General features: G+C 41.3%; 19 protein-coding genes. 15 read left to right on the top strand and 4 right to left on the bottom strand.

Going from position 1 to position 18,826, the window contains the following annotated elements:
- The coding region (locus WBJ10_RS11665) for a M20/M25/M40 family metallo-hydrolase (protein WP_424290481.1) at positions 1-304 on the top strand (304 nt) is incomplete at its 5' end.
- Positions 305-452: 148 nt separating this feature from the next.
- On the opposite strand, the gene WBJ10_RS11660 is transcribed toward WBJ10_RS11665, so the two are convergent.
- Both WBJ10_RS11660 and mutY read right to left on the bottom strand, forming a co-directional pair.
- Positions 453-902: a single-stranded DNA-binding protein gene (locus WBJ10_RS11660; RefSeq protein ID WP_424290479.1), complete on the bottom strand. Its 450-nt coding sequence runs from the start codon at positions 900-902 to the stop codon at positions 453-455.
- 7 nt (positions 903-909) lie between these two features.
- The gene (gene mutY, locus WBJ10_RS11655; protein ID WP_424290477.1) at positions 910-1,980 is read right to left on the bottom strand and encodes an A/G-specific adenine glycosylase; all 1,071 of its coding nucleotides are present in this window, start codon (positions 1,978-1,980) and stop codon (positions 910-912) included.
- Between the two features lie 169 nt (positions 1,981-2,149).
- Between mutY and WBJ10_RS11650 the strand changes: the two genes are divergently transcribed.
- The 5 genes from WBJ10_RS11650 (at position 2,150) to WBJ10_RS11630 (ending at position 7,300) form a co-directional block, all read left to right on the top strand.
- The gene (locus tag WBJ10_RS11650; RefSeq protein WP_079702858.1) at positions 2,150-2,434 is read left to right on the top strand and encodes an HU family DNA-binding protein; all 285 of its coding nucleotides are present in this window, start codon (positions 2,150-2,152) and stop codon (positions 2,432-2,434) included.
- A 14-nt stretch (positions 2,435-2,448) separates the two neighbouring features.
- Positions 2,449-3,297 carry a tetratricopeptide repeat protein gene (locus tag WBJ10_RS11645; RefSeq protein ID WP_424290475.1) on the top strand — a complete coding sequence of 283 codons (849 nt, stop codon included), beginning with the start codon at positions 2,449-2,451 and terminating at the stop codon, positions 3,295-3,297.
- 281 nt (positions 3,298-3,578) lie between these two features.
- Complete coding sequence (locus WBJ10_RS11640) at positions 3,579-5,129, top strand: Rne/Rng family ribonuclease (protein WP_424290473.1); 1,551 nt, start codon at positions 3,579-3,581, stop codon at positions 5,127-5,129.
- Between the two features lie 116 nt (positions 5,130-5,245).
- Entirely contained in the window at positions 5,246-6,673 is a 1,428-nt protein-coding gene (radA, locus tag WBJ10_RS11635; RefSeq protein WP_424290471.1) for a DNA repair protein RadA, read from the top strand.
- Positions 6,674-6,811: 138 nt separating this feature from the next.
- Positions 6,812-7,300: a DUF4920 domain-containing protein gene (locus tag WBJ10_RS11630; RefSeq protein ID WP_424290469.1), complete on the top strand. Its 489-nt coding sequence runs from the start codon at positions 6,812-6,814 to the stop codon at positions 7,298-7,300.
- A 181-nt stretch (positions 7,301-7,481) separates the two neighbouring features.
- Here the strand turns inward: WBJ10_RS11630 and carB are convergent, their stop codons facing one another.
- Positions 7,482-10,298: a carbamoyl-phosphate synthase large subunit gene (gene carB / locus WBJ10_RS11625; RefSeq protein ID WP_424290467.1), complete on the bottom strand. Its 2,817-nt coding sequence runs from the start codon at positions 10,296-10,298 to the stop codon at positions 7,482-7,484.
- 285 nt (positions 10,299-10,583) lie between these two features.
- On the opposite strand from carB, the gene WBJ10_RS11620 reads away from it, so the two are divergent.
- The 7 genes from WBJ10_RS11620 to WBJ10_RS11590 all read left to right on the top strand — a co-directional run bounded on the left by WBJ10_RS11620 (position 10,584) and on the right by WBJ10_RS11590 (position 16,278).
- The gene (locus tag WBJ10_RS11620) at positions 10,584-11,114 is read left to right on the top strand and encodes a hypothetical protein (protein WP_424290465.1); all 531 of its coding nucleotides are present in this window, start codon (positions 10,584-10,586) and stop codon (positions 11,112-11,114) included.
- 179 nt (positions 11,115-11,293) lie between these two features.
- Positions 11,294-11,920, top strand: a complete 627-nt coding sequence (pnuC, locus tag WBJ10_RS11615; RefSeq protein ID WP_424290463.1) for a nicotinamide riboside transporter PnuC — start codon at positions 11,294-11,296, stop codon at positions 11,918-11,920.
- Positions 11,920-12,459 carry an AAA family ATPase gene (locus tag WBJ10_RS11610; protein ID WP_424290483.1) on the top strand — a complete coding sequence of 180 codons (540 nt, stop codon included), beginning with the start codon at positions 11,920-11,922 and terminating at the stop codon, positions 12,457-12,459. Before pnuC ends, WBJ10_RS11610 begins: the two co-directional genes overlap by 1 nt.
- Before the next feature lie 527 nt (positions 12,460-12,986).
- A complete protein-coding gene (locus WBJ10_RS11605) occupies positions 12,987-13,550 on the top strand; it encodes an RNA polymerase sigma factor (protein ID WP_424290461.1) in 564 nt (187 codons plus the stop codon).
- A 44-nt stretch (positions 13,551-13,594) separates the two neighbouring features.
- A complete protein-coding gene (locus WBJ10_RS11600; RefSeq protein ID WP_424290459.1) occupies positions 13,595-14,164 on the top strand; it encodes a hypothetical protein in 570 nt (189 codons plus the stop codon).
- Positions 14,145-15,404, top strand: a complete 1,260-nt coding sequence (locus tag WBJ10_RS11595) for a hypothetical protein (RefSeq protein ID WP_424290457.1) — start codon at positions 14,145-14,147, stop codon at positions 15,402-15,404. The genes WBJ10_RS11600 and WBJ10_RS11595 overlap by 20 nt, the downstream gene beginning before the upstream one ends.
- Before the next feature lie 100 nt (positions 15,405-15,504).
- Positions 15,505-16,278, top strand: coding sequence for a TerC family protein (locus WBJ10_RS11590; RefSeq protein WP_424290455.1), 774 nt, complete (start codon positions 15,505-15,507; stop codon positions 16,276-16,278).
- Positions 16,279-16,459: 181 nt separating this feature from the next.
- Here the strand turns inward: WBJ10_RS11590 and WBJ10_RS11585 are convergent, their stop codons facing one another.
- Complete coding sequence (locus tag WBJ10_RS11585) at positions 16,460-17,647, bottom strand: class I SAM-dependent rRNA methyltransferase (protein ID WP_424290453.1); 1,188 nt, start codon at positions 17,645-17,647, stop codon at positions 16,460-16,462.
- A gap of 91 nt (positions 17,648-17,738) precedes the next feature.
- Here WBJ10_RS11585 and WBJ10_RS11580 point away from each other — a divergent pair, with 91 nt between their 5' ends.
- Both WBJ10_RS11580 and WBJ10_RS11575 read left to right on the top strand, forming a co-directional pair.
- Positions 17,739-18,074 (top strand): tRNA-binding protein, encoded by a 336-nt coding sequence (locus tag WBJ10_RS11580; RefSeq protein WP_424290451.1) that lies wholly within the window; start codon positions 17,739-17,741, stop codon positions 18,072-18,074.
- Positions 18,075-18,307: 233 nt separating this feature from the next.
- Positions 18,308-18,781: a nucleoside deaminase gene (locus WBJ10_RS11575; RefSeq protein WP_424290450.1), complete on the top strand. Its 474-nt coding sequence runs from the start codon at positions 18,308-18,310 to the stop codon at positions 18,779-18,781.
- Positions 18,782-18,826 lie beyond the last annotated feature (45 nt).

Below are 18,826 nucleotides of genomic sequence, written 5' to 3'. Positions count from 1 at the left end.
CAGCTACCCCGTAACTTATAATGACCCAGCCTTAACGGAAAAGATGTTACCCTCTCTTCAAAGAATTGCAGGGACGGCCAATGTTAATGTAGTACCGCCGGTAACAGGTGCTGAAGATTTTTCTTTCTTTCAGGAAAAAGTGCCGGGCTTATTTTTCTTCCTTGGCGGGATGACTAAGGGCAAGGATCCGAATACAGCACCTTCACATCACACTCCGGATTTTTTTATTGATGAAAGCTCTTTTAAATTGGGAGTAAAAACTTTAACAGGATTGACTCTGGATTATATGGAGATGGGTAAATAGGCACCAACCGACCTCCAGAGAACCAGGAACCAGGAACCAAAAAACCGATAGTCAAGACCTTAAGCGGGGTACATTTTTCCAAAACAATCCTCTGATTACTTCCTGAAAGCAATCTTAAATAAAAAAATGTATTTTAATGACCAGCTTTTCAAAACGGTAGATCATCCCCCGCACCCGCACCCGTCGTTTGGGAGTAGTTCATGGGCTGTTCTTCTTCGGTTTTAGCTGGAGTAGCAGCATTAGTTTCCGAATGACCATTTTCGAAATCACTTTTCCTTCCCAACATGGTGAAGTTTTCAGCAACTATTTCAGTTGTATACTTTTTGTGTCCTTCTTTGTCTTCAAAGGAGCGGGTTCTTAATTTACCCTCGATGTAAACCAGTTTCCCCTTTTGAAGATATTTGGATGCAACATCCGCTAAGCCCCGCCACATAACTATATTATGCCATTCGGTCTGTTCAATTTTGCGCCCATCCTTATTATAGGTTTCTGAAGTTGCCAGCGGAAAACTAGCAACAGTTACGTTTCCCTCCAGGTGACGGACTTCAGGATCCTTGCCTAAATGTCCCACCAGGATTACTTTGTTAATGCCTGACATATTATTCCTAGGTTAATATTCTGTCCTTCAATATAAAGAAATTTTCCAGAAATTGGAAAATTATTTTCGGTTGGGCTAATTTTTCCAAATCCTCAAATTTCACATACTTCCAATTTTTGTCCGGCACAAATTGTTCTTGATTATATTCGATTTCAATAAACGTAGCAAAGAGCTTTTGGTGACTTAAGATATGCTTGATCGGGCCTGTCACTGATTTTAAATGAACCTTAGAACCAAAACTATTTATGAAGTTTTTCTGAGCTATCAAGCTGCCGGCATCTACTAATGCTGAAGTTTCAAATAAAGGAAGTTCATATAGGTTTTCCCAAATGTCTTTAGCCCCCCTTTGATTCATCAGTATACCATTCTTACCTATGACAACTATGTAGTAAAAGTATCTTTCACGAATTTTTTGGTTTTTTATTTTGACTGGCAAAGCGTTAATCAGCCCGGTGCGGAATGCTGTGCAGCCTGCTTTGAGCGGGCATATGGGGCAATCAGGTTTCTTCGGCCTGCATACCAGCGACCCAAATTCCATAGCGGCCTGATTGTATATTCCTGCCTGTTCCTTATCGATAAGTTCATTAGCCAGCTCCGTAAAAACCTTTTTTCCTTTTCCCGAATTGATGGGAATGTCGATTCCAAAATACCGGGCGAGAAGCCTGAACACATTCCCATCTACCACAGCCCGGGCTTCATTTGCAGAAAAAGAAGAGATGGCGGCCGCGGTATATTCCCCTATCCCTTTTAACTTAAGAAGCGAATTATAGTCACTTGGAAAATAGCCTCCATGTTCCTCCATGACCATTTGAGCTGTGTGATGCATGTTGCGTCCGCGCGAATAATATCCTAATCCCTGCCAGAGTTTTAGGATTTCCCCCTCCTCGGCCGAAGCAAAGTCAGCGACAGTCGGATACTTTTCCGCAAAACGATCGAAATATGGGGTTCCCTGTTCCACACGGGTTTGTTGCATTATTATCTCAGAAAGCCATATCACATAGGGGTCGCTTGTATGTCGCCAGGGTAAATCCCGTTTATACTTCTGATACCAATTTATTATTGTCTGGGCGAAATCCATGTAAGAACCAAGTATTAACAATTTTTCACCTGCAAAAGTATCTTACTATTTGTTTTATAGCTACTTGGTTTAAAAAAAAGCAGATTTATTTCCCACTTTCAATTTAAACCAATACTTTTGCAACCCCAAAACAGTTAAGTTTTTACAATAAATTTATAAAGATACAGACATGACCAAGGCAGAAATCATTACAGAAATCGCTAACAAGACAGGAATTGAAAAAGTAGATGTACAAGAGGCTGTAGAGGCGTTTTTTAAAGTGGTAAAAAATTCTATGGTGAGTGGTGAAAATGTGTACGTGAGAGGATTTGGGAGCTTTGTTGTAAAGAAGAGAGCAAAGAAAACTGCACGTAATATTTCAAAAAATACGGCAATTATTATCCCGGAACATTTCGTTCCAAGTTTTAAGCCAGCAAAAGTTTTTGTTGAAAAAGTTAAAAGTGGCAATAAGTAATTTCTAGGTCAGAAATGTTAAACAAAAAACAAGTCTTAGTAGTAGGTTCAGCGGTTATCTTGATGGGGTTTATGCTATCTATGGATATCCAGGGCCTCGTTAAACCTAACGCAGAATCTGGAAACGCCCCAGTTGCAAGTCAGGCAGCTGCTCCGGTTAAGACCTACAGTTTAGAAGATGTTTCTGAGATCTCAAAGCAGACATTGACGGCAAACCTTAATAAACAGGTTTCTGATCTGGAAGGAGAGCTTAAAAGCGCTTCTGAAAACGAAAAGGTAGAATTGCAGAGGAAATTGGCCCAACAATGGGATGACCTCAACCAGGCTGCTCCCGCAGCATTTTATTATGAACTTATAGCGCAGAAAGAACCTGGATATACTCCCTGGCTAAAAGCTGGCGATAAGTTTACTGATGCCTATCAACAAACCCTTGATACCTTGATGCAGCCTGCACTTGTGCAAAAGGCTATTCAGGCCTACAAGGAAGCGGATAAGCTTCAACCGAATACACCTGAAGTTAAAACAGGTTTAGGAATAGCCTATGTCACCGGTACCCCAAATCCGATGCAGGGAATCCAATTATTATTAGAGGTTGTTAAGAACGATCCCAAGAATTTAAAGGCTAATCTTAATTTAGGATTATTCTCAATGAAGTCGGGCCAGTATGAAAAAGCCGTTGAACGCTTTAAAACTGTAATCGAACAAGCTCCAACGGCAGAAGCATGGTTTTACCTTGCATCAAGCTATGAAAATATGGGTATGAAATCTGATGCTATTGGAGCCTATTTAAAAACAAAAGAGATTGCTGCTGACCCAAATATGAGCCAGTTTGTTGATCGAAAAGTGAACGAATTAAGTAATTAAATTATAAAACATTTTAAAAAACAAAATTATGCCAAGCGGTAAGAAAAGAAAAAGACATAAAATGGCTACCCACAAACGTAAAAAGCGTTTAAGAAAAAACAGACATAAGAAAAAATAGTCAGCTTAATTGTCTGAGTTTCAACTCAAATGATTATTATGACATATGAAAATAGCTAACCTCCCCGCTTTAAGCGCTGGAGGTTGACTATTTTCTGTTTGTTTTCAATTTAGTCCTTGTATAAACGTATGCCGTTGTTCAACGGCATCTTAAACAGTAGCTATTGGTAAAGGAATTAATTATCAATTCATCCCCTAGCGGGGTTACTATTGCTTTACTGCAGGACAAGCAACTTGTAGAACTAAACACAGAGCAGGTCAACAACAATTATGCTGTTGGCGATATATATATGGGTAAGATCAAGAAGATCATGCCCGGATTGAATGCTGCATTTGTAGATGTAGGCTATGAAAAGGATGCTTTTCTGCATTATCTTGACCTAGGGCCTCAGGTCCAGTCGCTTTTAAAGCTAACCAAGATTGTAAAGAACGGCAGTTATAGAGATAAACTGCTAAATAGTTTCAGACTGGAAGCCGACATTAACAAGTCAGGTAAAATTTCAGAATTATTAAGCCGGAACATGTTGCTTCCGGTTCAGATTGCTAAAGAGCCTATCTCAACGAAAGGCCCGCGCTTAAGCTCCGATATATCGATAGCTGGCCGCTTCTCTGTTCTTGTGCCTTTTTCAGATGTTATATCGATATCGAAAAAGATCAAGAGCAATACAGAACGCAACCGCCTTAAAAAGATAGTCGAAAGTATAAAGCCGAAGAATTTTGGAGTGATAATCCGTACAGTTTCGGAGGGAAAGGGTGTAGAAGAACTGCAGAAAGATCTTCTTGACTTAATTGATAAATGGGAAAGATTTTCTAAAAAACTTCCTCATACCGAGCCTTCAAAAAAGATTCTGGGGGAAATGGGCCGGACTTCTACTATTCTTAGGGATATACTGAATGCTGATTTTACAAATATCCACATTCAGGACCCCTCTTTATATGAAGAGATCAAGACCTATGTCCATGAAATCTCTCCGGAAATGGATAAGATTGTAAGGCAATATCGCGGAAAAGAGCCAATCTTCGAACATTTCGGTATAGAGAAGCAAATTAAATCTGCTTTTGGTCGTACAGTAAATCTTCCTGGAGGAGCTTATCTGGTTATTGAACACACAGAAGCGCTTCACGTAATCGACGTGAATAGCGGTAACCGAACAGCCAATACTGAGAATCAGGATCAAAATGCCCTGATGATCAATATGGAGGCTGCAAAGGAGATTGCACGTCAACTACGTCTTCGTGATATGGGTGGAATTGTGGTTATCGACTTTATCGATATGCATAAGCCCCAGAACAGAAAGGAACTTTTTGATTATCTGAAAGAGCAAATGCTTCTGGATCGGGCAAAGCATACTATCCTTCCGCCGAGTAAGTTTGGATTGGTCCAGCTTACCCGTCAAAGGGTAAGACCAGAGATGAACATTGTAACCAATGAGAAATGTCCGGCATGCGATGGAACAGGTGAGATTAAAGCAAGTATCATCCTAATGGACGATATTGAAAACAACCTGAACTATATCCTTAATGAACAGAACGAGAAGAACGTTACTTTATGTGTTCACCCTTACATAGAGGCTTATATTAAAAAAGGATTGTATTCTTGTCAGTGGAAGTGGTTCTTCAAATACAATAAGTGGATTACAGTAAAACCATCTCCATCCTATTATCTTACAGAGTTCCACTTTCTCAATTCCAAAGAGGAAGAAATAAAACTATAATTAGGAAATTAGCAAATTTGAAAATTAGTAAATGTGCAGACGTGAATATTGGTCCGCACATTTACTAAATTGCTAATTCTGTAATTTACTCATTTGCTAATTCTCTAATTTGCCCCATGGCCAAAACACGTACCGCATATTTTTGTCAGAGTTGTGGCAATGAATCCGCCAAATGGATGGGCAAATGTCCTTCGTGTAACCAATGGAATACTTTTGTTGAGGAGATAGTTGAAAAGGGCAATGTCTCTGTTCCTGACTGGAAAAGCGGATCTACCAGCACGCAGCGTTCCAATAAACCTTCGGCATTAAATGAGATAATATATTCGGAAGAAAATCGGATGATAACTCCGGATAGCGAGCTCAATCGTGTGTTGGGCGGGGGGATCGTTAGCGGATCAATTGTTCTTATTGGCGGTGAGCCGGGAATTGGCAAATCAACCCTAATGCTTCAGGTAGCTATCAATCTGCCAGGCTTGAAAGTATTATATATTTCTGGAGAAGAAAGCGAACAGCAGATAAAAATGCGTGCTGAACGATTGATCAATGTTCCTGGAAAAGATGGGGCGAAATTTCCTGGAGTGGCCGAAACTTATATCCTGACAGAAACCTCTACCCAAAATATATTTAAACAAATTGAAATTCTGGAACCCGATTTGGTAGTGGTCGACTCAATTCAAACTCTTCATTCTGCCCATATCGAATCCACGCCAGGAAGTGTTTCTCAGGTTAGGGAATGCACAGCGGAATTGTTGCGATTTGCAAAAGAAAGTGGAACACCTGTATTCCTTATCGGGCATATAACTAAAGACGGCATGATTGCCGGCCCGAAGATTCTCGAACATATGGTGGATACAGTGTTACAATTCGAAGGCGACAGACATCATGTCTATCGTATTTTGAGAGCTGTTAAAAACCGCTTTGGTTCTGCTTCAGAGCTTGGTATCTACGAAATGCTGGGGAGCGGACTGCGTGAGGTGTCTAATCCATCCGAAATACTTCTGTCGCAAAGAGATGAGCCCCTTAGCGGGATAACAATATCTGTTATACTTGAAGGCCTGAGGCCAATGCTCATCGAAACTCAAGCTCTGGTAAGCGTATCAGCATACGGCACACCTCAGCGATCTGCCACTGGTTTTGATACCAAAAGGATGAATATGCTGCTTGCTGTTCTTGAGAAAAGGTGCGGCTTTAAACTAAGCACTCAGGACGTATTTTTAAATATAGCAGGTGGCTTGCGGGTGGAAGACCCGGCTATAGACCTTGCGGTAGTTGTAGCTATAATATCATCTCACGAAGATATGCCTGTCGACACAAAGGTTTGTTTCGCAGCTGAAGTTGGTCTCTCAGGTGAAATCAGGGCTGTCAACCGCATCGAACAGCGGATAGCAGAGGCGGAGAAGCTCGGTTTCGAAAAAATCTTTATCTCTAAGTACAATCTGCCAGCCGGTAAAAAAGTTCATGATGACTTAAACTGGAAGAAATATCGAATTGAGATATTCACTGTCGCTAAAGTGGAAGAGGTATTTCATGCTTTATTCGGGTAGGGAAGCCTGAAGGTATTTCCGACTAGTTCGCCCTGTTAAGACTTCCGACTTCCGACTTCGATTCTTGACTCCGATACCATTAAACCACAGTTATCTATTAACGATAATTTTTACCAATTTTGTATAAAACGATATCCTATGAAAAAAATCCTACTGTTTATTAGTGCTATAGCAATTTTGGCAGCTTGTAATTCTGCACCCGACACTGAATTACATTCTACCGAAAATCTTAAATCGAGTGCGGTTTATGGGGATTCCGTATTAAATGATAATTACATTGAAGTTGTCGCAGTTACAACAGCGATGAAGGGTGAAAATAAACGCGACATGAAAGTGCGGGGAACAGTTGCCGAAGTTTGTCAGGAAAAGGGATGCTGGATGACCATGAAAATGGCCAATGGTGAAGATATGCGGATTACTTTTAAGGATTATAAGTTCTTTGTAGCTAAAGATTTAGCAGGTAAAGAAGTTATTATAGACGGTTATGCTTACGTTGATACCACCTCAGTGGAACAACTTCAGCATTACGCAAAAGATGGCGGTAAAAGTGAGGCAGAAATTGCAGCAATCGTTAGCCCGAAGGCTGAAATTTCTTTTGAGGCAAAGGGAGTGGCGGTTGTGAATTAGGATAGGGAGTAAAGAACAAGGAGCAAAGAGCAAAGACAAGTGTCGATTCAGACAACGATCTGTCTTCAATATGCGTTTACTGTATGTTAGCTGATTGTCCAAAATCCTCCAAATCAAAAATGGCCGCCAGATCATAATCCGACGGCCATTGTCTTTCCTCTTTTTTCTTTGCTCCTTAATCCTATTTCGACAAGTACATCGACTTCTCTTTATACAAATGCCTGAAATACGGATCCTCAAGATCTTTAATAAACCTAATCGATTCTCCTGTTGACTTCATTTCCGGTCCTAATTGTTTCTCAACTTCAGGGAACTTATCGAAGGAAAAAACAGGCTCCTTAATAGCGTAACCTTTCAGTTTTCGCTCGATTGTAAAGTCTTTAAGTTTGTTGACACCCAGCATGATCTTAGCCGCTATATTAATGTAAGGGACATCATACGCCTTTGCAATGAACGGAACCGTGCGGGAAGCGCGTGGATTTGCTTCAATTACATATACTTTGTTATCCTTCACAGCAAACTGAATGTTCAGAAGGCCGCGGACATTTAAAGCTTTTGCTATCCTCTTACTGTATTCCGTCATATCGTTAATTACGCTCTCCGGAAGACTAAACGGAGGAAGTACAGCAAATGAATCGCCTGAGTGAATTCCGGCAGGTTCAATATGTTCCATTAATCCGATAATATGAACTTCATCTCCATCGGAAATTGAATCTGATTCAGTTTCTTCAGCTCTATCAAGGAAATGATCGATTAAGACGCGGTTTCCAGGCAGGTTTCTCAATAATTTAACCACCGCTTTTTCCAGGTCTTCATCATTGATCACAATACTCATCCCCTGGCCACCCAGCACATAACTCGGGCGAACCAATACAGGATAACCCACTTTATGTGCAACTTCCAGCGCTTCTTCAGCACTTTCTGCAACCCCATACAGAGGGTAAGGGATATCCATTTCTTTCAGAAGATCAGAAAAGCGTCCCCGATCTTCGGCGATGTCCATATTATCATACGAAGTACCTATGATCTTGATGCCATTTTCGTGGAGCTTTTGGGCCATCTTCAAAGCCGTTTGACCGCCAAGCTGAACAATTACGCCTTCGGGTTTTTCAAGCTCTATAATCTCTCTGACATGCTCCCAGAATACAGGCTCGAAATAAAGCTTATCAGCCATATTAAAGTCTGTAGAAACCGTCTCAGGATTACAATTGATCATGATTGCTTCATAGCCAGATTCTTTCGCGGCAAGCAGACCATGAACACATGAATAGTCAAATTCTATTCCCTGGCCAATACGATTTGGCCCTGAGCCCAAAACAATGATTTTCTTTTTATCACTAGCAATGGATTCGTTTTCATCCTCAAAGGTTGAATAATAATAAGGAGTTTTTGCAAGGAATTCCGCTGCGCAGGTGTCCACCATTTTATAGACGCGCTTAATTTTTAATTCCTTCCGGCGATTGTAAACTTCATCTTCAGTGACATTCCCAAGCAGCCATGCAATCTGGGCATCAGCATAACCTTTTTGTTTCAGGTTGATGAAAAAATCTGTAGGGATATTATTCAGTGAATAACGTTTTAATTCGGCCTCGAGAGTAACTAGTTCCTGGATCTGTGTCAGGAACCATTTATCAATATGAGTGATTTTTCTGATAGATTCCAAAGGAACCCCCAAACTCATAGCATCCTTAATGTGGAAAAGCCTGTCCCAGCTCGGGTGTTCAAGGCTATGCATGATCTCTTCAAGGTTCCGGCTCTGGCGACCATCAGCTCCCAACCCTAAGCGGTTTGTCTCTAAACTCTGACAGGCTTTTTGCAGAGCTTCGATAAAGGTCCGTCCTATTGCCATCACTTCACCTACTGACTTCATTTGGAGGCCGAGCTCTGTGTTCGCGCCTTTAAACTTATCGAAATTCCATCTTGGAATTTTTACTATTACGTAATCCAGTGTTGGCTCAAAATAAGCGGAAGTTGTTTTTGTGATCTGGTTTTCTATCTCATCCAGATTATATCCTATCGCGAGCTTGGCAGCAATTTTAGCGATGGGATATCCAGTAGCTTTTGAAGCTAAAGCCGAAGAGCGAGAAACCCTCGGATTTATTTCAATCGCAATTATATCTTCAGTGGCAGGATTAACCGAGAACTGAACGTTACAACCACCGGCGAAATTTCCGATGGCACGCATCATTTTTATCGCCTGGTTCCTCATGTCCTGGTAACATCTGTCGCTCAGGGTCATTGCAGGTGCAACCGTAATGGAATCTCCGGTATGAATCCCCATTGGGTCAAAGTTCTCAATTGAACAAATAATGATAACGTTATCATTTCCATCTCGAAGCAACTCTAGCTCGTATTCCTTCCATCCCAGAACCGCTTTTTCAACAAGTACCTCATGGGTCGGCGATGCCTGCAGGCCACGGCTTAATGCCTGGTCAAAATCTTCTTTTCTGTGAACAAATCCACCCCCTGACCCTCCAAGCGTGTATGATGGACGTATCACAAGTGGATATCCGATCTCCTGAGCAGCTTCTTTTCCTTCGAGGAAAGAGTTGGCTATTTTCGACTTCGCAACTCCAATTCCAATTTCTACCATCAGTTTCCTAAACTCCTCGCGATTCTCAGTTTTCTCAATCGCAGCAGTGTCAACACCAACAATACGGACATTATATTTTTCCCAGATTCCCCTTTCTTCTGCTTCAATACACAAATTTAGGGCAGTTTGGCCACCCATAGTTGGAAGAACTGCATCAATTTGCTGCTCAATCAGAATTTGCTCAATGCTTTCGCATGTTAAAGGTAATAGGTACACGTGATCCGCAATTACCTTGTCGGTCATGATTGTTGCAGGGTTCGAGTTAATAATGGAGACTGTAATTCCCTCGTCCTTTAATGAAAGGGCAGCCTGGGAACCAGCATAATCAAACTCACATGCCTGGCCGATTACAATTGGACCTGAACCGATAATTAAAACTGATTTGATGGAGGTGTCTAATGGCATAGTACGTGTTTTAGCGTGAATACGACTCTACGTACCGAGATTGCTATGCTGTGGAACAAAATCCCGGCTGCTTTGTCGGGATGCAAAGTTATATATTTATTGGGAGTATTAGGGAAAAAAAGTGGCGCGGCGAACGAATTATTTAGCTGATTATGAAAGGGTCATTAAGATGTTCACGGCTTAATGATTAAATCCATTTCTTTTTAAAAGTATTGGAACGTATTTTGCGAGAATAAATAAACAAATTTGTCCCGCTTTTCGTGAGACCATCAACACTATAAAATAATGAAAAAAACAATTTTAACTCTCATCGTCATAGCTAGTATTATGACAGGATGTGCAACGGTGCAATCAATCGTACGCTCATCATTTCCTTACACAGCAACTATACTTGTGCCTGGATCCAGCAGAGTAAACACTACTCTTTCTTCAACGAGCCAGGCAAGCAGTTTCGATCAGATATTTACAGGCCAGGGTTCTAATACCGATGCTATTAAAGATGTGAGAATCGCTTCAGCCCGCATTGATGCAGTAACCCCATCAGGTCAGAATATGGGTGCTTTCAAAACAATCAGGATGTACATATCACGTGGTGATAGTAATTCTGAAGTGATGGTAGCATCAAGAGACGATATTGGAACTTCTGTTGGAAGTAGTATTATGCTTGATATCGATAATTCGAAATTGCTCGATGAATACATTAAAGGATCTACAGTAAGAGTGAGGATGGAGTATATACTAAGAAGTACGCTTAACGCGGATGTGAGTCTAAAGACAAGCTTAGGATTTAGCGTGGCTCCGAATACGGCTCGATAGGAATAGGATTCGTAGGATGATAGGATGCTGGGTGAAGAATTGTCTGGAATAGGATTCGTAGGATAATAGGATGAATAGGATGCTGGGCGAAAAGGAATCTCCACACTTAACGAAGGCGCCCGTTATCTCCCGCTGGCGGGGGCAGAGGGTGGATTGAAGCAAAATCCTATATTTGATCAATGATTCTCATCAGCCTGGCAGATACAATTACCGAGTGGTTTAAAAGCCAGAACCTTCTTGAAACTTCGGGCGTAATAACCGGGACCCTTTGCGTTTATCTCGCGGCAAAGAACAAAATATTGAGCTGGCCTTTTGCAATTGTCAGTGTTATTATATACATCTTCATTTTTTGGGATGCGAAGTTGTATGCCGACATGGGTTTGCAAGTTTATTTCCTGATCATGAATTTTTATGGATGGTATTTCTGGAGTAGCAGAGATGATGGCCCCAAGACTCCGGTTTGTTCAATCACAAGGAAGGAAGCAATTCTCTCCCTAATATCAATCATTGTCTTTACCGCCGGGATCGGATTTTTCCTTTATGAGCGTACTGACGCTTCTTTTCCCTTTATTGATAGTTTCTGCACGGCCTGTAGCCTGGTCGCACAAATATTCCTGGCACGCAAGGTGATGGAAAACTGGCTGATCTGGATATTTGTTGATGTGATATATGTAGGAGTGTACATTGTAAAAGATCTGCATCTGACTGCTGGAATGTACGCTCTTTATATATATATAGCGGCAATTGGATATTGGGAGTGGCGCAAGGAGTATCAATTGAGAAAGACAGTACCGGCGGGAAAATGATGAAAGAGAACATCATAAAGAAAATTGCTGTTGTAGGACCGGAATCCACCGGCAAGTCCACAATTTCAGCCCAGCTTGCTGACCACTACAACACCGTCTGGGTTCCGGAGTACGCCAGGGAATATTGTGCCGCACTCACTGAACCTTGCACCTGGCAGGATGAGATCAATATGTTCCGTGGACAATTAGAGCTTGAAAAGCAAATACTTCCCCAAGCTAATCATGTCCTGATCTGCGATACCACGTTTATCACCGTTAAAATCTGGAGCGACCACGTGTTCGGCGAAACACCGCAAGAAGTGCTGGACGAGCTGCTAAGACATCCCTATGATCTTTATTTACTTATGGATATCGATCTTCCCTGGCAGGACGATCCTCTGCGTGATTTTCCCCATATGCGCGAATATTTTATGGACGTCTGGCATAAGGAACTCAAAGCCCTTGATGCGGACTATCATTTGATTTCAGGTTCGGACGAGGAAAGGTTGAAAAATGCAATTGATAAGATAGATAATGCCCTGTTTAGATTTAGTCAATAACCCAAGGCTTGATCAAGCGTCGGTAGGGCGTTGCTTGACCGGTGCTATACTATTGCTACATTCGCTATAAGGTCCCTATAAGGTCGCTATAAAGACCCTATATAGAAGCACACCAAACTCCTAATAAGATAAAAATAAATAAGAACCCAGGTTGTTGACACAGCGTTTAGTCGGGTTAGGGATCGAAGCGAAAATACTTTTTTCTGCAACGCAGAAAAAAGATTGAAGCGGAGAGCCCGGCGCCCCCAAGGGCGCAACCCCCACAAGATCTTAATTATTTCACGATATATTTATTAAACTCAGTTCGTCTCCTCCATTCAAATCTCCTCAGTCCAATCCTTTATTCATTAGATTATTAGCCCAAAAAGTATCTTATCTTTAAATAGCTGAAGTCCATGCAAGGTCTAGTCAAGAAGTATGCTAAATCCTTCTTTAAACCTAAAATGTGAATATTCATTGATATTTTCTCAAACACATGCAACGTCGGCAAAATGCCCGCGTCTATTAACTAAGAAAAGCGTAAAAATTTGGAAGCTGTTTACGTAGATCAGCACTACGACCTGGTTGTCGAGTGCAGAAATGGTAGTAGGAAGGCACATAACGATCTGTACAAACTCTACTCCAGGGCCATGTACAACATTGCTATGCGCATACTAAATAACGAGGACGAAGCGGCAGATGTTTTACAGGAGGCATTCATCGATGCATTCGGCCGAATTGGGGATTTCAGGCGGGAAACTACCTTCGGACTGTGGATGAAACAGATTGTTATCAACAAATCGATTAGCCAGCTGCGTAAGCGCAAGATGGAATTAATCTCAATTGAAGACACAGATGTGGAAGCTATCCCGGATACGGAAATCCCTGATTATGAGGAAATGGAAATGCAGGTGCGGCAGGTACGGGCGGCCATCCAACAGCTTCCGGATGGTTATCGCGTAGTACTGACGCTGTACCTGTTAGAGGGGTACGATCATAAAGAAATTTCGCACATTTTGCGGATTAGTGAGAATACTTCCCGGACCCAGTTTATGAGAGCGAGGAGGAAGCTTGCAGAAATGCTGAGAAGCAGAGGAATAAGTTATAGCTAATTATTAAACAAGGTCCTTCTTTGAAGGGCAGGGAGAGATTAAAGATGAAAGATCGATTAGAAAATTTTATCAGAGACAATAAAAAGGAATTTGATCAATACGATGCTCCGCCCGCATTGTGGGAAAAGATTGAGAAGCGGCTTGATGAGATGGAAACAGATTCTGCGAGTTCGGGTACTAAGAAAGTGAAAGTAGTGCGTTTGAGCTCTTTGCTCAACCTGGCGGCGACGATAATTATTGTCCTGGGAGTCGGCTTATGGGGTTACCAGTACCAAAAAAATGAATCGTCGGATCTAAGCAACATTGATCCACAGCTGGCAAAACAGCAGATTCACTACACCAACTTAATTGAAACTAAAAGAAATGAGCTTAAACAGATCGAAAAGCAAGAACCGCAATTATACAGCGAGTTCTCAGCTGAGATCAGGAAGATGGATGCGAATTATCAGAATTTAAAAAGTGATCTTCCGGGCAGTCCTAATCAGGAAGAAACGGTAAAAGCGATGATTAGAAATTTGCAGATCCAGACTGAATTATTAAATCAGCAGCTCAGTATAATTCAGCAAATTAATAACGTTAAAAAAGAACAAAAAAATGAAACACAACAGATTTAAGAAAATATCGGTTCTCGCTGTCTGTATTCTTTTCGCGAGCGTAGCCTATGGCCAGTCTGAGAAAAAGGGTGATAAAACCACTACCATTAAAATAGATACCCGCAACATCTCAAATGAGATTTCGAACTTGTTTCGGACTGTGGCTTTAGAGATAAATAAAATAGATTTCGAAAAAGTGGGTGTTGCCATAAGCACGGTAGCTGACGAAGTTGGCCGGGAAGTAGAGAATATTGAAAACGAAGTCGGAGATATCGAAATAATTATTGGCAACAGGCACGATAGAACAGATCCGGAGCCTGGAAGCGAATACAATGGAACTGCAGAAAAAACCCGTATCATCAGCAAGTCTTATGCTGTCGACAGGAATGATAAACTGGCAATAAATAATCAGTTCGGAAAAGTTGTTATCCACACATGGGCTAAAAACGAAATCAAAGTAGATGTGGAAGTAAAGGCATTTGAAGCTAGCGAGAGTGACGCGGCAAAGTTGCTCGAAACTGTAAATATTACGGACACTCGCGCGGATAATGTGATAAGTTTTAAAACTACGTTTGATAAAACATCGACAAACATGTGGTCTCGTGTTACAAATGGCAAAGAAGAACGCCGCGGCGTTCAGGTTAATTACATGGTTTATATGCCGGCAAAGAATGCTTTGGATATTACCAATCGTTATGGAGGCACTACGGTGCCAGATTTTGCTGGTCCCGTGAATATCAATAGTTCTTATGGTTCGTTTACTGCCGGTAAGCTGGATAACCCGGCTAATCAGATCAAGGTCAGCTATGGCACAGTAAACATGGCGGATTACTCAAACGGCAACCTGGCCGTAAGTTATGGAAGCTTGAAACTTGTGAATGCAGAGAAAGTTAATGCTACGATAAAATATAGTGGCGCTAAAATCAGCAAACTTTCTGGCGGCGGAAATTTTGAGCTGGCTTATGCCAGTGGCTTCAAAATCGACGCTGTTGATAAAGATGTTAAGAATCTTTATATCAATTCCTCGTATTCGGGGGTGACCCTTGGAATAGATGAAAATGCAGATTTCAATTTTGATGTAACGGTAAGCTATGCTGGTTTCAACTATAATGATCAGAAAATGGATTTAGTAAACCAGTTGGCCGATCCGGGCAAGTCGAAGAGCTGGAGCCCTACAAAAACATATAAGGGTAGCATGGGGAAAGGATCCGATTCAAAAATTATCATAAAATCCAATTATGGAGGAGTAAAATTCCTGTAGTTTACATTAATCAGAAATTAAATTAAACCTTTCGGAACTTCCGGAAGGTTTTTTTGTTGATAATAATCACAAATATTTACTTTTGCTCAAACTCTAAAATATGGAATGGCTTTCAAATCCTGAGATCTGGATATCTCTTGTTACTCTTACAGTGCTTGAAATAGTGCTTGGAATAGATAATATCATCTTTATTTCAATCATGGCGTCCAAGCTTCCCGAAAACCAACAAAAAAAGGCCCGCCGTATTGGCCTTGCTCTGGCAATGGTAACACGGGTCCTGCTCCTGCTTTCGCTTAGCTGGATTATGCAGTTAACTTCACCACTCTTCAATATGGGAGAATGGATTGGCCTAACTTCGGGAGAATGGTTTGAAAAACTAGCAATTTCGGGACGAGATCTTATCCTGATCATCGGGGGACTCTTTCTTATCTATAAAAGTACTCGCGAAATTCATGAGAAACTCGAAGGCGATGAGCATGATGTGAAAACAAAGGCAGTGGTGACTTTCAGTGGAGTAATCGTTCAGATCCTGATTCTTGATATCGTATTCTCTTTAGATTCCGTTATAACTGCCGTGGGTATGGCTGACTCTATCGGAGTGATGATTGCTGCTGTTGTAATTGCCGTAATCGTTATGATGTTGTCTGCAGGTAGTATAAGCGATTTCGTAAACAAGCATCCCACTGTTAAAATGCTCGCATTATCTTTCCTGCTTCTAATTGGAGTTTCACTTCTTGCAGAAGGTTTCGAACAGCATATTCCTAAAGGATATATCTATTTCGCAATGGCATTCTCTGTACTTGTTGAGATGCTGAATCTGAAAATGAAGAAAGATAAAAATAAGCCGGTTAAACTTAAGAACGTACCGGAATAGGACAAAAGAACAAAGAGCAAAGAACAAAGACTAATGAACCCTCATATTTTGGACGAGTTTGGCGATACCTAGGGACTTGTTACATGTCCGCTGCAAAGGGTTTTAGTATCCTTTCCAATCTTAAGTCCCCCGATCCTTATTCTTTGCTCCTTGTTCTTTGTTCCTTGTTCTTTGTTCCATTTCAACTTACCCTACACAACAAGCCCTTCAAATACTCCCCTTCCGGGAAAGATGATCTCACCGGGTGATCAGAGGGCTGGGCAAATTGATCTATAAATTGCACCTCTCTACCGGCATCAAGGGCCGCCCAGGCTAGGATTTGTTTGAAAATACTGATATCCACAGCGCCGGAACAAGAAAAGGTGGCTAAAAGGCCGCCCTCGGTTAAAAGAAGCATTGCAAGTCGGTTAAGGTCCTTATACGCTCGTGATGCCTTTGTTAATGCAGAGCGCGAAGGCGCATATTTCGGAGGATCGAGAATAATCAGGTCAAATTTTTCATTTTCTTCCCGGAAAATACGCAGTTGTTTATTTACATCAGATTGAATCAGCCTGTGAGGAATATGATTAAAACCATTTATCTCTATATTTCTCTTTAGCGTATCTATAGCAAGTGCCGAGCTGTCAACACTCATCACTTCTTTTGCACCTGCCCTGAATGCATTAAGACTAAAGCCTCCGGAATAGGAAAAACAATCTAATATCTTTTTTCCGTTGGAATAATTAGCCACAAGTCTGCGATTGTCTCTCTGATCACAATAGAAACCTGACTTTTGACCATCGGCAATATTAACATGGTATAAAATGCCATTCTCTTTTACACTAACGAATTCAGGCGGCTCAAGGCCTGCCAATATACCCCCTGAAGATGCATCCATGCCTTCATGGGCCCTTGCAGAAGCATCGCTTCTATCAAATATCCCTTTTGGGTCTAAAAGCTTTTGCAGTTCGTCTATGATTATCGGCTTTATCCTTTCAATACCGCTTGTTAATACCTGTACAGAGAGAAAATCGGCATAGCGATCTACAATCAGACCAGGTATAAAATCAGCTTCACTGAAAATCAGCCGATAGGTATTAGTGTCTTCGTTGGCTAAATTTTCCCTGCTTTGTACTGCCTTCCTTATTTTATGCCTCCACCAGTCTTCATTGATTTCAGTCTCCACGTTCCATTCCAATAGCCGTACAGCAACACGGGATTTGTCGTTAAAAAACCCGTAGGCTAAGAAACCGTTATTACTGTCTGTAACCATCACGACATCCCCGTTTTTCGGATTGCCCTTAATCTGGTCTATAGCTCCTGAAAATACCCAGGGGTGTAACTGCCTTACCGCTTTTTCTTTGCCCTTTTTTAACTTAATCGAATACATGACCCAAAGGTACAATATTGATTGAAATGGTTTTGGATAGCAGAAACACTGATGACGTCTACAAATTGCTACATCTTTTTACCTTTACTGTATGGAACAAATTCAATGGTCAGATTTTGAAAAAGTAGAGCTGCGGGCTGGGACTGTACTTGAAGTTCTTGATTTTCCGAAAGCACGAAAACCGGCTTATCAGCTAAAAGTTGACTTCGGGGAATTGGGTACTAAATGGAGCAGCGCCCAGATCACAAAACATTATACAAAAACAGAATTGATTGGCCGCCAAATTATTGGAGTCGTCAATTTCCCGGTAAAGCAGATTGCTAATTTTAGATCCGAGTTTTTAGTTACTGGTTTTGCTGACGCGCAGGGTGAGATAATATTGGCATCAATAGAACGGCGAGTTCCAAACGGGTCAGCTTTGATCTAATTAATTAGTGATATATTTTGTGGAGATAAGAAGAAACAAGGTGCGGTCCGCTTTCTTAAAAGAATTACCTCATAGCCCTCATCGTCAAAGTTGATGTCTAAGATCGTCAAGATGTCTTTGTCGTCATCAATAACTAGTATTCGCTTTTTTATTTTAATTGGATGCAGACCTGTCCTTCATCTTTGCTCTTGGTTCCTTAATCATTTACTTCGGAAATTGCCTAGTTTTAACCCATGAAATACATCAATTTTTCCGATGGTCCTGCCTTGTCCCAGGATGAATTTTTTATGCAGGAAGCTTTAAAAGAAGCCCGGAAAGCACTCGAACTGGATGAAGTACCTATTGGTGCCGTGATTGTCCACGGCGGACGAATAATTGGACGTGGACATAATCTCACTGAACAGCTTAATGATGTTACGGCACATGCTGAGATGCAGGCTTTTACTGCTGCTGCGAATTATACTGGGGGGAAGTACTTGAAGGATTGTACATTATACGTAACCATAGAGCCCTGTGTGATGTGCGCCGGCGCGTCTTACTGGACTCAAATAAGCAAGATAGTGTTTGCAGCCCATGATTCAAAAAGGGGATTCTCTTCGATCAGGGAACGTATCATCCATCCGCGAACGGAAGTGATAAGTGGAATAATGGCGAATGATGCAGCCCAGCTCATGAAAGATTTTTTTATCGCAAAACGAAACAAATAGTGACATAAAATTGAATAATTTCCAACATTAGAGGGTTATATTTGT

This window comes from Daejeonella sp. (assembly GCF_049655485.1).
Taxonomy (GTDB): Bacteria; Bacteroidota; Bacteroidia; order Sphingobacteriales; family Sphingobacteriaceae; genus Daejeonella.
This window is presented reverse-complemented; position numbering and strand designations above follow the sequence as displayed.

Coding starts and splice junctions, on each gene's coding strand:
- WBJ10_RS11645 (WP_424290475.1), top strand. CDS start 2,449: ATGTTAAACAAAAAACAAGTCTTAGTAGTAGGTTCAGCGGTTATCTTG.
- WBJ10_RS11575 (WP_424290450.1), top strand. CDS start 18,308: ATGAAATACATCAATTTTTCCGATGGTCCTGCCTTGTCCCAGGATGAA.
- WBJ10_RS11620 (WP_424290465.1), top strand. CDS start 10,584: ATGAAAAAAACAATTTTAACTCTCATCGTCATAGCTAGTATTATGACA.
- mutY (WP_424290477.1), bottom strand. CDS start 1,980: ATGGATTTCGCCCAGACAATAATAAATTGGTATCAGAAGTATAAACGG.
- carB (WP_424290467.1), bottom strand. CDS start 10,298: ATGCCATTAGACACCTCCATCAAATCAGTTTTAATTATCGGTTCAGGT.
- WBJ10_RS11630 (WP_424290469.1), top strand. CDS start 6,812: ATGAAAAAAATCCTACTGTTTATTAGTGCTATAGCAATTTTGGCAGCT.
- WBJ10_RS11595 (WP_424290457.1), top strand. CDS start 14,145: ATGAAACACAACAGATTTAAGAAAATATCGGTTCTCGCTGTCTGTATT.
- WBJ10_RS11580 (WP_424290451.1), top strand. CDS start 17,739: ATGGAACAAATTCAATGGTCAGATTTTGAAAAAGTAGAGCTGCGGGCT.
- WBJ10_RS11610 (WP_424290483.1), top strand. CDS start 11,920: ATGAAAGAGAACATCATAAAGAAAATTGCTGTTGTAGGACCGGAATCC.
- pnuC (WP_424290463.1), top strand. CDS start 11,294: ATGATTCTCATCAGCCTGGCAGATACAATTACCGAGTGGTTTAAAAGC.
- WBJ10_RS11590 (WP_424290455.1), top strand. CDS start 15,505: ATGGAATGGCTTTCAAATCCTGAGATCTGGATATCTCTTGTTACTCTT.
- WBJ10_RS11650 (WP_079702858.1), top strand. CDS start 2,150: ATGACCAAGGCAGAAATCATTACAGAAATCGCTAACAAGACAGGAATT.
- radA (WP_424290471.1), top strand. CDS start 5,246: ATGGCCAAAACACGTACCGCATATTTTTGTCAGAGTTGTGGCAATGAA.
- WBJ10_RS11600 (WP_424290459.1), top strand. CDS start 13,595: ATGAAAGATCGATTAGAAAATTTTATCAGAGACAATAAAAAGGAATTT.
- WBJ10_RS11585 (WP_424290453.1), bottom strand. CDS start 17,647: ATGTATTCGATTAAGTTAAAAAAGGGCAAAGAAAAAGCGGTAAGGCAG.
- WBJ10_RS11660 (WP_424290479.1), bottom strand. CDS start 902: ATGTCAGGCATTAACAAAGTAATCCTGGTGGGACATTTAGGCAAGGAT.